Source organism: Acinetobacter sp. YH16051, assembly GCF_013417135.1.
Lineage (GTDB): Bacteria > Pseudomonadota > Gammaproteobacteria > Pseudomonadales > Moraxellaceae > Acinetobacter > Acinetobacter towneri.
Genome location: NZ_VPEN01000018.1, coordinates 23,439 through 38,247 on the forward strand (window position 1 = coordinate 23,439; position 14,809 = coordinate 38,247).

A 14,809-nucleotide genomic window follows, 5' to 3' on the forward strand; every position below is an offset into this window, starting at 1 on the left:
GTATGGATTGGCTCATTATCAACAGGTGATTTCGCGCTAAGAGATTGAAAATAAGCTGTGTGTAGCCATGACCGAATCAGCTTTTGCAAGGTTGATAAAGCCTAAGATAAAACCTGAAGTTGTTTATTTTTATCAATATTTTTAAATTTAAAAGCACGATTGAGCAAGTTTCAAAAACCGATAAGCAGGCAAAATTAGGCATCTTTGATCATTGAGAAAAAAGCGCAAATATCAGTAAATGTAGCCTCGCGGTTGTTCTGAATAAATCGTTTTGCAAACAGAAATGCAGCAACTCATGCCTGTGCGCTATTCATTGAGTAAAAAATAGCGTTACAATGGGTCAATTTGTATTTCTACAATAGCAAATGTCTCAGTTTTAATCATTCAAGGAAAATACAACCCTATGTCACGTTTAGCCACACGATTTGCACAGCTTGAATCTCAACAGCGTAAGGCCTTGGTTTCTTATGTTATGGCAGGTGACCCTCATCCAGAAGTCACAGTTCCGTTGTTACATCAAATGGTCGAGGCAGGGGTAGATGTCGTTGAATTAGGTTTGCCGTTTTCAGACCCAATGGCTGATGGTCCAGTAATTGCCCTCGCTGCAGAGCGAGCGTTGGCAGGTGGAACCAATACGCTAGATGCTTTAAACATGGTCAAAGAGTTCCGTCAAAAAGATCAGGAAACTCCTGTGGTATTGATGGGATATTTAAACCCTGTAGAAGTCATTGGTTATGAAAAGTTTGTTGAATATGCACATGACTGTGGTGTCGATGGTGTACTTCTGGTCGATTTACCACCTGAAGAAGCCCAAGAATTTGATGAAGTCCTGAATAAATATGGGATGAATCAAATTTTCTTGTTAGCGCCAACTTCTACACCAGAGCGTATTCAATTTGTTGCAAACCAAGCCAGTGGCTTTATTTATTATGTTTCTTTGAAAGGCGTGACAGGCGCAGCAACACTTGATGTTGCAGAAGCTGCAACACGCTTACAACAAATTAAATCTGTAACAAATGTGCCGGTTGGCGTAGGTTTTGGTATCAGCGATGCTGCCTCTGCCAAAGCAATGGGTGCAGCTGCCGATGCAGTCATTGTCGGAAGTGCTTTTGTAAAACAATTTGCGAGCCTTGCCCCAGAACAAGCCGTCATTGCAACGGTTAATAAAGTGAAGGAGCTTCGAGCTGCGCTCGATGAGTTAGTATGAATCAAGAAGTGAAAACAGGGAAAATTCTAAGCCCATCGACGCCGTGGACTGAACGTGGTGTGCCTGGTATTGAAACACCAGATGAACAACAAGCCTTAAAAGCTATTTTCACTGAACCAACAATTGAATGTCCTGAATGTCATGCGTTAGTCACCCGTACCGCAATGTCTTTTAATGCGTATGTATGTCCACAATGTGACGAACATTTACGTATGAAAGCGCGTGAGCGTTTAACTTGGTTCCTAGATCAAGTTCAACAAGAATTAGGTCAAGAATTTTCTGCCAAAGACCCGCTGAACTTTGTAGACAGTAAGGCTTATCCTGAGCGTATGTCTGAAGCACAAAAGAAAACAGGGGAAACTGAAGCTTTGGTGGTAATGCAAGGCTTACTCAAAGAAATGCCAGTAATTGCTTGTGCATTTGAGTTCGACTTTATGGGCGGCTCAATGGGTACTGTTGTTGGTGACCGTTTTGTTCAAGCGGCTGAACGTGCTATTAAACAGAAACAACCTCTAATTTGCTTTGCTGCATCTGGCGGTGCACGTATGCAAGAAGGCATGCTGTCTTTAATGCAAATGGCGCGTACCTCTGCAGCGATTCAGCGTATGAAAGAAGCAGGCTTGCCATACATCGTGGTGTTGACTCATCCTGTATATGGCGGTGTAACAGCATCATTGGCAATGTTAGGTGATGTACACATTGCTGAACCTAAAGCGATGATTGGTTTCGCAGGTAAACGTGTGATTGAGCAAACTGTACGTGAAAAACTGGAAGAACCGTTCCAGCGTGCAGAATACTTGCTTGATCATGGCGTGGTCGATCAAATTGTCCATCGTCATGCATTACGTGATACAGTTTATCGCATTGTGTCGAAACTGATGAATTTGCCTTGAACACAGCACCTCTTGCAACCGATGATTTAAACACATGGCTCAATTATTGGAGCCATGTTCACGTTACGGGTATTGATTTAGGTTTGGAACGGGTCATTCCCGTTGCAGAAAAATTGGGTGTAACCCATCCTAAAGCTAAAGTCATTACGGTTGCGGGAACCAATGGCAAAGGCTCAACCACAACCACTTTAGCGGCTATTTTAAATGCGCAGGGCTATCGGGTTGGGTTGTACCAATCGCCACATATTTACCGTTTTAATGAACGAGTCAAATTAGCAGGCGTCGAAATCGATGACCAAAGTTTGATTGATGCTTTTGTGCAAGTCGATCAAGCACGACGTGATTGCGATCTGAGTTTATCTTTTTTTGAGGCCACGACTTTGGCAGCCTTTGTGATTTTTAAAGCACGTGATTGCGATGTATGGGTGCTTGAAGTCGGTTTAGGTGGACGCTTAGATGTGGTCAATGTCGTCAATCCTGATGTGGCGGTTATTACCAATATCGGTTTAGATCATGTCGATTGGTTAGGCGATAGCATCGAAAAAATTGCCTATGAAAAAGCAGGCATTATTCGTCCTAACATTCCTGTCATTTTTGCAGGTCAGCAAGATTTGCCTCAAGCTATTCACGACAAAGCAGCAACCTGCAATGCACCTTTGTTTGTCTTGAATCGTGATTATTTTTATCGGGATATGCAAGATGGTCAGTCATGGATGTTTGCTGCATCGGGTTGTACCTTAAAACTTCCAACAGGCAGTTTAGCCCTCGATAATATTTCAACGGCTGTGGCAGCAGTCTTGCACAGTGGTTTAGAAATCACCCAAGACGCAATTGCACAAGGTATTCAAACGGCCAAATTGGCGGGACGTTTTGAAATTCGTCAAATTCAGGGCAAAACCGTGATTTTTGATGCAGGACATAACCCGCATGGCGTTGAATTTTTGTTAAAGCAATTGCGCAATTTCTTAAATTACAATAAACAGTACACTGAAGTGGTCAGTGTTTTTTCAATGCTTGCAGATAAAGATATAAATTCTGTGGTTGAGTTATTGAAAGATAGTGTCGTAATGTGGAAAATTGCCACATTAAATGTGCCTCGTGCGGCGGAGATCACGGTTTTGGATCAGGCTTTGCAAGGCGAAACAATACAACACTTCGACAGTATACAATTGGCTTTTAAATCAGCACTGGATGAAACAAAAAATAATCAGCTGATTTTGGTATGTGGATCATTTCATACCTTAGAAGCGGTATGGGAGTATTTGGAAGAATGTCAATGAATAACAAACAGCGCTGGATGGGTGGCGTTGTTTTATTAGGTGGTGGTGTTTTATTGGCAGCATTGCTTTTAAAAGGGCAAGAAGAAATACATCAAAATAATGTGAAAACCCCAAGCCAAGCCGAACAAGTTCAACATAAAAATGCCAATCAGGCAGAAATGGTGCAATTGCAACCTTTAACTGTCGATGTGCAAACCGAGCAGCGTCTGCTTGAAGAGCAGCGCCGTGCGCGTGAAAAAGCAGTGGCAGAGCAAGAAGCACGTGCAGCTGAGTTTTTAGCGATGCAACAACAGGCAGAAGCAGAAGCAGCGCGTAAAGCTGCAGAAGAATATGCTGCCTTAAATGCATTACGTTCTGGTCAGCAGCAAAGTTCTGACAATATTCCGCCTGAATTGGTCGAAGATGAACAAGCCAAGCAAAAGCGTTTGGCTGAAGAAAAAGCCGCTCAGCAAAAGAAGTTAGAGCAGCAAAAAGCAACGGATGCCAAGAAAGCTGCTGAGTTAAAAGCTGCGCAAGAGCGTAGTGCTGCAGAGAAAAAAGCAGCAGATGAAAAGCGTTTAGCGGAAGAAAAACGCATTGCAGAAGAGAAGCGCAAAGCGGAAGAACAACGCCAAGCCGATGCAAAACGTAAAGCTGAACAAGAGCGAAAAGCAGCAGAATCGAAAAAAGAAGCAGAACGTAAGGCTGCCGAAGATAAGCGTAAAGCCGAGGAAAAACGCAAAGCTGAAGAAGCTGCCAAGAAAAAGGCTGAAGCTGAAAAAGCACGTAAGTTATTGGAAGAAGGCGATAAGCAGTGGATGGTACAAGTGGCTTTGGCTGCTAACCAAGCCAATGCCGATGCTTTGGCGGCAAAACTGAAAGCCAAAGGTTATAAAGTCACCCAAAGTCCAACGTCTAAAGGGGTTCGGATTATGGTTGGGCCATCTAAAGACCGTGATGCTGCCGATGCAACCCGTAAGAAAATTACCGCAGACCCAAGTTTGAATATGAAATCTGCATGGGTGATTGACTGGGTACCGTTAGATAAACGCGACTAGATCATTCGATCAAAATGTTTATTAAAAAGGATTTAATCTTTTGGGTTAAATCCTTTTTTAATGCTGATTGAATTTAGGCGTGTTTCAAATGCTTTGATTGTAAAAAGCCTATCCGAAGATAGGCTTGCTCATGTAACACTTAATTAAGTGCGGTTCGGTTGTTTGGTCAAACGCAAATAAGGCTTGATGGCTTTATATCCACTTGGGAAGCGTTCTTTAAGTTCCGCTTCATCCTGAATGGAAGGCACGATCACCACATCTTCACCATCTTGCCAGTTGGCAGGTGTTGCAACCTTGTAATTGTCAGTCAGTTGTAGTGAATCAATGACACGTAAAATTTCGTGGAAATTACGTCCTGTAGAAGCAGGATAAGTAATGATCAAGCGTACTTTTTTATTTGGATCAATAATGATTAATGAGCGGACAGTCAGTGTTTCGCTGGCATTCGGGTGAATAAAATCGTACAGGGTAGACACTTTACGATCTTGGTCAGCAAGAATTGGGAAATTAACCGTTGTATCTTGAGTTTCGTTAATATCTTGAATCCAGCCTTTATGAGATTCAGCATCATCTACAGAAAGTGCAATCGCTTTGACATTGCGCTTGCTGAATTCATCTTTCAGTTTTGCGGTATAGCCTAGCTCGGTGGTACAGACGGGCGTGTAGTCGGCAGGGTGTGAAAATAAAATCCCCCAGCTGTCACCTAAAAACTCATAAAAATCAATCTGGCCTTCATTTGAGTCTTGTGTAAAGTTGGGTGCGGTGTCACCTAAGCGAATGGTCATGCTGTGCCTCTAATGTTTTGTGTTGTATGTTGAATGAACACTACTATGCGTTATTTCTTTTGCAAAAATAAATAGTGTTTTTGTATGTTCTTATGAGTAAATTGAATATGCTGTGTCGTTTTTATTGCATTTTCAAAATAGATTCATGTGTGATTGCTATATATCGTCCGCTCGAAATTTGTTACATTAACTGCCACTTAGCAGCGAGAAATGGCAAGTAGAGATTGGAATTTTTAATAGGTTTTTGTGCAAAACCCTTGTACTTCAAATTTCTAGCACCATAATAACCACTAAGAAAAACCTATTTATTTGACAAGCAAGATTTAGAGAGTTTATTCATGTTGGCAAGTCTGATCGGAGGAATCTTCGGTACTAAAAATGAGCGCGAACTCAAACGCATGCGTAAAATCGTAGACAAGATTAATGCGCTCGAGCCGACGATATCTGCCTTAAGCGATGCAGACTTATCTGCAAAAACCGAAGAATTCAAACAACGTTATAACAAAGGCGAAAGTTTAGATAAATTATTACCAGAAGCATTTGCAGTATGTCGTGAAGCCGCCAAACGTGTCATGAGCATGCGTCACTATGACGTGCAGTTGATTGGTGGTATTACCTTGCATGAAGGTAAAATTGCAGAAATGCGTACAGGTGAAGGTAAAACCCTAATGGGAACTTTGGCCTGTTATTTAAATGCTTTAAGCGGTCAGGGTGTGCACGTCATTACTGTGAACGACTACTTGGCACAGCGTGATGCCGAACTCAACCGCCCTTTATTTGAGTTTTTAGGTTTAAGCATTGGCATTATCTATTCCATGCAAGACCCGACTGAAAAAGCACAGGCTTATCGCGCAGACATTACCTACGGTACCAATAACGAATTTGGTTTCGACTACTTGCGTGACAACATGGTGTTCTCGCTGAGTGAGAAAAAACAGCGTGGTCTGACTTATGCCATTATTGATGAAGTGGACTCGATCTTAATTGATGAAGCACGTACCCCATTAATCATTTCTGGTCAAAGTGATGACTCATCGCAGTTATATGCAGCAATCAACACCATTCCGCCAAAATTGCATGCACAAAAAGAAGAAAAAGTAGCCGATGGTGGACATTTCTGGATTGATGAAAAACAACGTACTGTAGAAATGACCGAAATTGGTTATGAAACGGTAGAAAATGAATTAATTCAAATGGGTTTATTGGCAGAAGGCGAAAGTCTGTATTCTGCATCTAACCTGAATTTGGTGCATCACGTATCTGCAGCTATTCGTGCGCACTTCCTGTATCAACGTAACGTGCACTACATCATCCATGATGGTGAAGTAATTATTGTCGATGAAAACACAGGTCGTACCATGCCTGGTCGCCGTTGGTCAGAAGGTCTGCACCAAGCGGTAGAAGCCAAAGAAGGTCTGGAAATTCAGCCTGAAAACCAGACTTTAGCGACCACAACCTTCCAGAACTATTTCCGTTTATACAAAAAACTGTCAGGAATGACGGGTACTGCAGACACTGAAGCTGCAGAAATGAAAGAAATTTATGGTCTAGATGTCGTCATCATTCCAACCCACCGACCAATGATTCGTAACGACCAAAACGATTTAATTTATTTAAACCGTACAGGCAAATACAACGCGATTATTCAAGAAATTCAACGTGTGCATGAAGCAGGTGTCGCACCAATTCTGATTGGTACAGCGACCATTGAAGCTTCAGAAATTTTATCGGATAAACTGCGTGAAGCGGGTATTCAGCACGAAGTATTGAACGCGAAGCAACACGAACGCGAAGCTGACATTATTGCGCAAGCAGGCTCACCACGTGCGGTGACTATTGCCACGAACATGGCAGGCCGTGGTACAGATATTTTGCTAGGTGGTAACTGGAAAGCCTTGCTAGCCAAAATTGAAAACCCAACCCCTGAAGATGAAGCGCGTTTAAAGGCAGAGTGGGAACAAAATCACGACATGGTGTTAAGTTCAGGTGGCTTACACATTATTGGTTCAGAACGTCACGAATCGCGCCGTATTGACAACCAGTTGCGTGGTCGTGCAGGTCGTCAGGGTGACCCAGGCGTGTCACGTTTCTATTTGTCACTTGAAGATGACTTAATGCGTATTTTCGCAGGTGATCGTGTTGTAGCAATGATGCGTGCTATGGGCTTGCAGGAAGATGAAGCGATTGAACACAAAATGGTGTCACGCTCTATCGAAAATGCACAGCGTAAAGTTGAGGCACGTAACTTCGACATCCGTAAAAACTTGTTGAAATACGATGACGTAAACAACGAACAACGTAAGATCATTTATTCACAGCGTGATGATATTCTGGCAGAAAGCACGCTGCAAGACTATATTGAAGAAATGCACCGTGAAGTGGTCACAGGTATGATCGCCAATTATATTCCACCAGAATCGATTCATGATCAATGGGATATTGAAGGTTTAGAGCGTGCCTTGCGTGATGATTTGGGCGTCGAATTACCAATTAACCAATGGCTCGAAGATGATCGTCGCCTAGATGAAGAAGCTTTGGTTGAACGTATTGCCGATGAAATTGTGACACGTTACCGTGCACGTCGTGAGCAAATGGGTGATGAATCTGCTGCGATGCTAGAACGCCACTTTATGCTCAGTTCACTTGATCGTCACTGGAAAGATCACTTGGCGGCGATGGACTATTTGCGTCAAGGTATTCATTTACGTGGTTATGCACAAAAGAATCCTGAGCAAGAGTACAAAAAAGAAGCCTTTAACTTGTTTGTGAATATGTTGGGCGTGATTAAAGCCGATGTTGTTACCGATCTTTCGCGTGTGCATGTCCCAACACCTGAAGAATTGGCAGCGATGGAAGCACAGCAGCAAGCGCAAGCAGAAGCGATGCAGCTTAATCTTTCACATGCTGATGTAGATGGTTTAACGGGCGAAACCTTTGAATCAGAACCACAGTACAGTGCTGCTGAGCAAACGGTTGTTCCACCTGCAAGCCGTAACTCGCCATGCCCATGTGGTTCAGGACTGAAATATAAACAGTGTCACGGTAAAATCTAAACCTGACTTGTTACAACTTAAGCAGAACTTTGGCTCTGCTTTTTTGTATTTTGGGCGCAAAATCTTTGTGGTAATAGTTTTGCAAGATGTGTATAGCATTTGCAGATTTTGGAATTAAATGCTATTTAGTTGCACATGCAATATCCATGTGTGGAACAAAAAATGAAAAAAGTATTACAACCTTTAATGATTGTTGCCTTGAGCTTGCCTACTTTCACATTTGCAAATGCGGCAACAACGACAACTCCTGCAAAAGTTCAAGCTGCTGTGGGTGCGACCACTGCACAGGTACAAGTGGATAATGGTCACGTGACTGTGGCAAGCCCACGCACAGGTATTCGTTATACCTTTGCCAATCCAGATCAGCGTCCAATCGTGTTGCATACTGCAGCGATTGCACCTGCGAATGCTGCCAATGTAAATCGTATTGTGGCTGCAAATCCTGCTTTATCTGCAGCAAGTCAAGAACGTGCAAAACAGGCTTTATTGGGTGAAACCGTGGTTGCGACTACGCCATAATCCCAATAGGCTCAATCAGTATAATTTTAGTTGCTGATGTATTACATTGAAGATTAAAACCAGTCCATACGGGCTGGTTTTTTATATATGACCTTGTGTATTAACAAAAGTTGAATCAAGCAGGGAGGATGCTCGATTTTTTCTTCAATTTCCACTAAGCTGTGACATTCTCAAATTTGTACTGGAAATTTCAAAATGGCAGTTGGTGACGTCTCTATGCCACACATGCATGTGGTCAAAGGTGTAAAAATTGGTTCAGCAGAGGCTTATGTGCGTTATCAGAACCGACGTGACCTGGTTATTTTTGAATTTGCAGCAGGCTCAAATGTAGTGGGCGTATTTACTCAAAACGCATTTTGCGCTGCGCCTGTGCATGTGTCCAAAGCACATTTAGCTCAAGGCAATCCGCGTTATTTGGTCATTAATACAGGTAATGCCAATGCGGGTACAGGCAAATTGGGTATGCAAAATGCAGAAATCACCTGTGCCAAATTGGCTGAATTGGCAGGTGTATCTACCCAAGAAGTTTTGCCATTTTCTACAGGTGTGATTGGTGAGCAATTGCCGATTGAGCGCTTGGTTGCTGGTTTAGCGCCTGCGCTGGCATCGTTACGTGAGGATGCTTGGCATGATGCTGCGACAGGTATTATGACCACAGATACCACGCCAAAAGGTGCATCTGAGCAGTTTGAGTTAGATGGTATTACTTATAGCATGACAGGCATTTCTAAAGGTGCAGGTATGATTCGCCCAAATATGGCGACCATGCTCAGCTATGTTGCAACCGATGCACCAATTCAACGTGACATCTTGCAGCAATTGCTCAAACACAGCGTAGAACAATCGTTTAACCGTATTACTGTAGATGGCGATACCTCGACCAATGATTCATGTATCTTGGTGGCGACAGGTCAGGCGGGTGGCACTGAAATTTGCAGTGAAAATGACCCGCGTTATGCTGTGGTATTAGATGTTTTGAATCGTGTGATGTTGCGTTTGGCACAACTGATTATCCGTGATGGTGAAGGTGCAACAAAATTCATCACGGTACGTGTTGAAGATGGTGACAATACCCAAGAATGTTGTGATATTGCGTACAGCATTGCACATTCACCATTGGTAAAAACGGCCATTTTTGCCTCAGATCCAAACTGGGGGCGTATTCTTGCTGCAATTGGTTATGCAGGCGTGCCAAATTTAGACGTTGAAAAAATTCAGGTTTGGTTGGATGATGTGCAAATTTGCAAAGATGGCGGTGCTGCTGCCGACTATACCGAAGCAGCGGGCGCGCGAGTCATGGCACAAACCGAAATGACCATTCGTGTAAATTTAGGACGTGGTCAAGCGACAGATACAGTCTATACTTGTGACTTGTCTTACGATTATGTCAAGATCAACGCGGATTACCGTTCGTAAAAATTCAAATTGAGTGATAAAGCCTCCGTTGTGAGGCTTTTTTAGCATTCAATCGGCAAAGGGCTGGTGAATGAGTAAATTGCCCCCATATCATCAGTGACTTGAGTAAGCTTGTGTTCGGGCAAGCATGAAGATAGAGAAGACGTTGTTATGAATGATGCGACCAATTTAATTGCCAATGAAGCCAAATCAATTGTGCAGGCGCATTTAGATCGCTTGGGTGAAACCAAAGAACATCATTTGAGTGAGCAAGCCAAGCAGGAAAAATTTGCGCAAATTAAAGCAGAACTCGAAAAGCACAATGCTGTCTTGGTTGCCCATTATTACTGCGATCCTGAAGTACAGGAACTGGCTGAATTAACAGGTGGCTGTGTTTCGGATTCACTGGAAATGGCACGTTTTGGTCGTGATCATGCGGCAACCACGTTGGTCGTAGCTGGTGTAAAATTTATGGGCGAAACTGCCAAAATTTTATCGCCAGAAAAAACCATTCTTATGCCAACTTTAGAAGCGACTTGTTCGCTAGACTTAGGTTGTCCTGTCGATGAGTTTAGCCGCTTCTGTGATGCGCATCCTGATCATACAGTCGTGGTTTATGCCAACACGTCCGCTGCGGTAAAAGCGCGTGCAGATTGGGTCGTTACCTCAAGCTGTGCGGTTGAAATTATTGAACATCTCGATAGCTTAGGTGAAAAAATCATTTGGGCGCCAGATCAGCACTTAGGACGCTATATTCAAAAGAAAACTGGCGCAGATATGCTGCTTTGGGATGGTTCGTGTATTGTGCATGAAGAATTCCGTTCACGCGGTATTGCCAATATGAAAGCCATGTATCCAGATGCAGCAGTCTTGGTGCATCCAGAATCACCAGAATCAGTTATTGATGTAGCTGATGCAGTGGGCAGTACATCGCAGCTTATTCAAGCAGCCAAAACTTTGCCACACGAGCGTTTAATTGTGGCAACTGACCGCGGTATTTTCTATAAGATGCAGCAAGCTGTACCTAATAAAATTCTAATTGAAGCGCCAACTGCAGGTGAGGGTGCAACCTGTCGTTCATGCGCACACTGCCCGTGGATGGCGATGAATGAATTGGATGGAATTTTGCATGTATTGCAAACGGGTGATCAAGAAGTATTCGTTGAACCTGCCATGGCAGAACGTGCTAAATTACCACTAGATCGTATGTTGAATTTCAGTGCGAGCTTAAAACGCTAAAATTGATTGAAAAATATCAAAAATGTTTGATAAATATACGGTTGAAGCTTTTTTTTAATTTTTTTTAAATATAGGTGTTGACGTCTTCGGGCGTCGCGCCTAGAATGCACACCGTACCGCACGATGTGCGATACACAAAAAGCTGAGATGAATCGGAGCATAGCACAGCCTGGTAGTGCACCTGGTTTGGGACCAGGGGGTCGTAGGTTCGAATCCTACTGCTCCGACCAATTCTTCAAGGCAACGTATCGCATGATATTATGTATCATCGGTCATGCGCCTGTAGCTCAGTTGGATAGAGCATCCGCCTTCTAAGCGGATGGTCACAGGTTCGAATCCTGTCAGGCGCGCCATTTTTTGGTAGCTTGGTATAAAAGAACCAAACATAATGGTGGATGTAGCTCAGTTGGTAGAGCCCTGGATTGTGATTCCAGTTGTCGCGGGTTCGAATCCCGTCATTCACCCCAATCTCTTTGAGAGATAAACGGAGCATAGCACAGCCTGGTAGTGCACCTGGTTTGGGACCAGGGGGTCGTAGGTTCGAATCCTACTGCTCCGACCATTTTCTAAATAGAACAGATACTAAGTAGAAATGGTTAAGTCAATAAAGATACCGCGTTAAGCGGTTTTTTTATGCCTGAAATTTATGAAAGCCTTGTTGGTTTAAAATTGATTTCGTATTAGTTATTGGTCAGCATAAAAAAGCCTCAAGAATGAGGCTCAATATAAGAAAAGTTTTAGTGTCTTTTTTATTAAGGCACAATCGTCACATTGACGCGTCGGTTGGTGGCACGATTTGCTGGTGTGTCATTGCTTACCATTGGTTGTGTTGCACCACGTCCAATCACCTGAATATTTTTTCTTTCAAAACCCTGATCTAAAAAGATCTGAGCCACATTTTGGGCGCGTTTTTCCGATAGGGTTTGATTGTAGCTGGCTAAACCTACGTTGTCTGTGTGACCAATAAACTTGAGTTTATCCAAGTCATATTTATGCAGCTGTTGTGCCAATTGGTTGAGGCGTTCTTTTTGGCTATTTTGAATGGCGTATTCATCAAAACCAAATAACAAGCGTTCAGGCAGGGCTAAGGTCCAGCCATCATCACTTAAAATAAAGCCTTCTTGTTTTAGCGTGCGCGCCTGCTTATAGCTGACATTCCCCAAACTCATGCAAGCACTGAGTGAAACCATAACAAGAATAAGTGTGCCGATCAGAACTTTTTTAAGCATAAGGAACCTGTTTATTGTTTGATTGAGGTGAAATATACCATTTTGATTGATCACGTTTGGCTTTGAGCATTGCGCGATCGACATCGGCAATTAAATTTTCAGGAGTTTTTGCATATTCAATCAATGCTACGCCAATACTGACATTTAAGGAAACTTGTTGCTGTTCATACTTAAATGTAGAGGTATAGCAAGCATGAATCTTTTGACAATAATCCTCTAATTCTGCAGTGGAGTGTGAGCCAGTTAAGATTACTGCAAACTCATCGCCACCTAAACGCGCAACAAACGCATGTGAGGGCAAAATCTGAATTAGACAATGTGATGAATCACGTAAAATATTATCGCCCGTCAAATGCCCAAATTGGTTATTGATTTGGTTAAAGTTATTAATGTCTAAAAAAAATACTGCAGCCGTAGCAGAAGGCTGGGTAAATAGCTTAAACAGTGTTTCATAAAAATAATTACGATTTGGCAACTGCGTTAAATTGTCGTATTGCGACTGAAATTGCAGTTTATGATTTTCAACCAATAAATTCTTATGGGATTGTTCAATCTCATTGAGTAAGCCATTAAAGGCATAACTCAGTTCATGAAGTTCTTGAATATCTGAATTTGAAACGCGCAGCTTATAATTTTTTTGTGCACTGATCTCCTGTGCCGAGCTGACAATAGAACTTAAAGATTGCATGAGATATTGATAAATTGAATTAATTGACCAAAACACAGCAATTAAAAGCAAAATAAAACCGAAAATTAATCCTAAAACGATTTTATAAAAAAAACTGACCAAGTCACTAGAGTTTCCATACACCACCAACTCACCATAGTTTTGCTGATCATGGTCAATACTCAGCCGAACAGGATGATTAAAAAACAGATAGTCCAATAAAGCCTGAATTGAAAAATGCTCTAGACCTTGCTGTTCAATAAAGGCAATACGTGTCTGTTTAGGTGAGCGTACTTCAATTGAACGAATAGAATAACGCTGCGTATGTTCAGAGAGAATTTCGTTCAGTGTTATTTGGTCATTGAATACAACAGCCGGTTGAATACGTTCATTTAATGCTGCAGATAAACTTTGCAAACTATTTTTTGCGAAGGTGTTCATGGTGTAGGTTGAAATGACCAGAAAAATCATTGAACAAATTGTAAAAGTCAGAGCAAAGATAGTGAGTTGTGCGCGTGTGAATAATTGATGCAAGGTAATTGGGGTGTATAACTGCTTCATGAGTTTGACTCCGATGTTTTTGCAAGCAGTAATACACGCGGATCAATATGCACTTGAGATTGAGTCAAGCTTTCCATGTTGACTTTAAAAGCATAGTTATCATTTTTTTTATAAAGACAAAAAGCGCTGCCAGTTTCACATTCCAGATTGTTTAAACTAATAGATAGGGCTGGAAATCGAACTTGAGTATTTAAGGTATGTTGTTCTTGTGCAGCAGAAAGCGTAGAAAAAATTAATATTTGACAATTACTTTTAGATATTTCATGGCTTTGAATGGGTTGAATGTCATATTTATTATGTAATGGGGCATGTTTTTTGAATTGTTGTGCAATATTATCTTGATTTACGACACAAAGTTTGGGCGTGCTAGCTTGCCATTTTGCATACGCTAAAATGGAGAATGTAGTGTTATAAAGATTTGATGCAGGTGCAGCATACAAAATAGGTGTTTGCATTGCTACAAATGACAGCAAGGTTATTATTTTTAAATTTTGAGTCATTTCAATACAACACGAATGAACATAAAAGTAGTGTAGCTAATATTGGAAAATAAGCATACTGCTAATTTTGAGCAAGAATAATACAGATCTAAATGATTTTGCCGAATAAATAACCGTTCGGACTAAAAAACTTATAAAACTTAAAAAGAGGGGTTGCAAGGCGAAATATTTGCCCTATAATGCACATCCATCGGCGGTGATGAAGATTAAAAATTCTGATAAAACAATGACTTGATTAAACTTGATTAAGTTGGGTTTTAGGAAGAAAGTTTAAAATAATTTAAATTACCAGTTGACACTTTAGAAATAAAGCGTAATATAGCCGACCTAGCTTGATGCTGACGAAGCATCGAGAAGATCATTAAGAGATTATGAAGAACAACTTGTGTGGATTTTTACTGATTGATTGATCGAAAATATTTCATTGATTGATTGGTTTAAATT

General features: G+C 41.7%; 12 protein-coding genes and 4 tRNA genes. 12 read left to right on the forward strand and 4 right to left on the reverse strand.

Translation table 11 applies throughout. From position 1 onward, the window contains the following. Positions 1-403 precede the first annotated feature (403 nt). From trpA to FTV41_RS11995, 4 genes are read left to right on the forward strand one after another with little or no spacing between them, the layout of a single operon-like run. A complete protein-coding gene (trpA, locus tag FTV41_RS11980; RefSeq protein ID WP_179996601.1) occupies positions 404-1,207 on the forward strand; it encodes a tryptophan synthase subunit alpha in 804 nt (267 codons plus the stop codon). Beyond that, positions 1,204-2,100 carry an acetyl-CoA carboxylase, carboxyltransferase subunit beta gene (accD, locus tag FTV41_RS11985; RefSeq protein WP_168418579.1) on the forward strand — a complete coding sequence of 299 codons (897 nt, stop codon included), beginning with the start codon at positions 1,204-1,206 and terminating at the stop codon, positions 2,098-2,100. The genes trpA and accD overlap by 4 nt, the downstream gene beginning before the upstream one ends. Beyond that, positions 2,097-3,380, forward strand: a complete 1,284-nt coding sequence (folC, locus tag FTV41_RS11990) for a bifunctional tetrahydrofolate synthase/dihydrofolate synthase (protein ID WP_167845785.1) — start codon at positions 2,097-2,099, stop codon at positions 3,378-3,380. Before accD ends, folC begins: the two co-directional genes overlap by 4 nt. Then, positions 3,371-4,417, forward strand: coding sequence for an SPOR domain-containing protein (locus tag FTV41_RS11995; RefSeq protein WP_373682958.1), 1,047 nt, complete (start codon positions 3,371-3,373; stop codon positions 4,415-4,417). The genes folC and FTV41_RS11995 overlap by 10 nt, the downstream gene beginning before the upstream one ends. A gap of 143 nt (positions 4,418-4,560) precedes the next feature. On the opposite strand, the gene FTV41_RS12000 is transcribed toward FTV41_RS11995, so the two are convergent. Next, positions 4,561-5,202, reverse strand: coding sequence for a peroxiredoxin (locus FTV41_RS12000; protein ID WP_179996603.1), 642 nt, complete (start codon positions 5,200-5,202; stop codon positions 4,561-4,563). Between the two features lie 338 nt (positions 5,203-5,540). Here FTV41_RS12000 and secA point away from each other — a divergent pair, with 338 nt between their 5' ends. The 8 genes from secA to FTV41_RS12040 all read left to right on the forward strand — a co-directional run bounded on the left by secA (position 5,541) and on the right by FTV41_RS12040 (position 11,970). Then, the gene (secA, locus tag FTV41_RS12005; RefSeq protein WP_167845788.1) at positions 5,541-8,255 is read left to right on the forward strand and encodes a preprotein translocase subunit SecA; all 2,715 of its coding nucleotides are present in this window, start codon (positions 5,541-5,543) and stop codon (positions 8,253-8,255) included. Between the two features lie 162 nt (positions 8,256-8,417). Beyond that, positions 8,418-8,774, forward strand: a complete 357-nt coding sequence (locus FTV41_RS12010) for a hypothetical protein (protein ID WP_167845789.1) — start codon at positions 8,418-8,420, stop codon at positions 8,772-8,774. Between the two features lie 195 nt (positions 8,775-8,969). Next, positions 8,970-10,190, forward strand: a complete 1,221-nt coding sequence (argJ, locus tag FTV41_RS12015; protein WP_096902401.1) for a bifunctional glutamate N-acetyltransferase/amino-acid acetyltransferase ArgJ — start codon at positions 8,970-8,972, stop codon at positions 10,188-10,190. A 150-nt stretch (positions 10,191-10,340) separates the two neighbouring features. Continuing rightward, the gene (nadA, locus tag FTV41_RS12020) at positions 10,341-11,408 is read left to right on the forward strand and encodes a quinolinate synthase NadA (protein WP_179990540.1); all 1,068 of its coding nucleotides are present in this window, start codon (positions 10,341-10,343) and stop codon (positions 11,406-11,408) included. A gap of 153 nt (positions 11,409-11,561) precedes the next feature. Beyond that, a tRNA-Pro gene (locus FTV41_RS12025) sits at positions 11,562-11,638 on the forward strand. 46 nt (positions 11,639-11,684) lie between these two features. Then, positions 11,685-11,761, forward strand: a tRNA-Arg gene (locus FTV41_RS12030). Positions 11,762-11,799: 38 nt separating this feature from the next. After that, positions 11,800-11,875: transfer RNA gene (locus tag FTV41_RS12035), tRNA-His, on the forward strand. Between the two features lie 18 nt (positions 11,876-11,893). After that, a tRNA-Pro gene (locus FTV41_RS12040) sits at positions 11,894-11,970 on the forward strand. Between the two features lie 190 nt (positions 11,971-12,160). Here FTV41_RS12040 and FTV41_RS12045 read toward each other — a convergent pair. The 3 genes from FTV41_RS12045 to FTV41_RS12055 are packed head-to-tail and all read right to left on the reverse strand — an operon-like array spanning position 12,161 to position 14,365. After that, positions 12,161-12,637: an OmpA family protein gene (locus tag FTV41_RS12045; protein WP_179996604.1), complete on the reverse strand. Its 477-nt coding sequence runs from the start codon at positions 12,635-12,637 to the stop codon at positions 12,161-12,163. After that, positions 12,630-13,865, reverse strand: a complete 1,236-nt coding sequence (locus FTV41_RS12050; protein WP_179996605.1) for a diguanylate cyclase domain-containing protein — start codon at positions 13,863-13,865, stop codon at positions 12,630-12,632. Before FTV41_RS12050 ends, FTV41_RS12045 begins: the two co-directional genes overlap by 8 nt. Then, positions 13,862-14,365 (reverse strand): YfiR family protein, encoded by a 504-nt coding sequence (locus tag FTV41_RS12055; protein ID WP_096902398.1) that lies wholly within the window; start codon positions 14,363-14,365, stop codon positions 13,862-13,864. Before FTV41_RS12055 ends, FTV41_RS12050 begins: the two co-directional genes overlap by 4 nt. Between the last annotated feature and the right edge of the window lie 444 nt (positions 14,366-14,809).

What these genes read in the sequence shown, in the direction of transcription:
- FTV41_RS12055 (WP_096902398.1), bottom strand. Translation starts at nt 14,365, where the DNA reads ATGACTCAAAATTTAAAAATAATAACCTTGCTGTCATTTGTAGCAATG.
- accD (WP_168418579.1), top strand. Translation starts at nt 1,204, where the DNA reads ATGAATCAAGAAGTGAAAACAGGGAAAATTCTAAGCCCATCGACGCCG.
- FTV41_RS12045 (WP_179996604.1), bottom strand. Translation starts at nt 12,637, where the DNA reads ATGCTTAAAAAAGTTCTGATCGGCACACTTATTCTTGTTATGGTTTCA.
- trpA (WP_179996601.1), top strand. Translation starts at nt 404, where the DNA reads ATGTCACGTTTAGCCACACGATTTGCACAGCTTGAATCTCAACAGCGT.
- argJ (WP_096902401.1), top strand. Translation starts at nt 8,970, where the DNA reads ATGGCAGTTGGTGACGTCTCTATGCCACACATGCATGTGGTCAAAGGT.
- FTV41_RS12050 (WP_179996605.1), bottom strand. Translation starts at nt 13,865, where the DNA reads ATGAAGCAGTTATACACCCCAATTACCTTGCATCAATTATTCACACGC.
- FTV41_RS12010 (WP_167845789.1), top strand. Translation starts at nt 8,418, where the DNA reads ATGAAAAAAGTATTACAACCTTTAATGATTGTTGCCTTGAGCTTGCCT.
- secA (WP_167845788.1), top strand. Translation starts at nt 5,541, where the DNA reads ATGTTGGCAAGTCTGATCGGAGGAATCTTCGGTACTAAAAATGAGCGC.
- FTV41_RS11995 (WP_373682958.1), top strand. Translation starts at nt 3,371, where the DNA reads ATGTCAATGAATAACAAACAGCGCTGGATGGGTGGCGTTGTTTTATTA.
- FTV41_RS12000 (WP_179996603.1), bottom strand. Translation starts at nt 5,202, where the DNA reads ATGACCATTCGCTTAGGTGACACCGCACCCAACTTTACACAAGACTCA.
- nadA (WP_179990540.1), top strand. Translation starts at nt 10,341, where the DNA reads ATGAATGATGCGACCAATTTAATTGCCAATGAAGCCAAATCAATTGTG.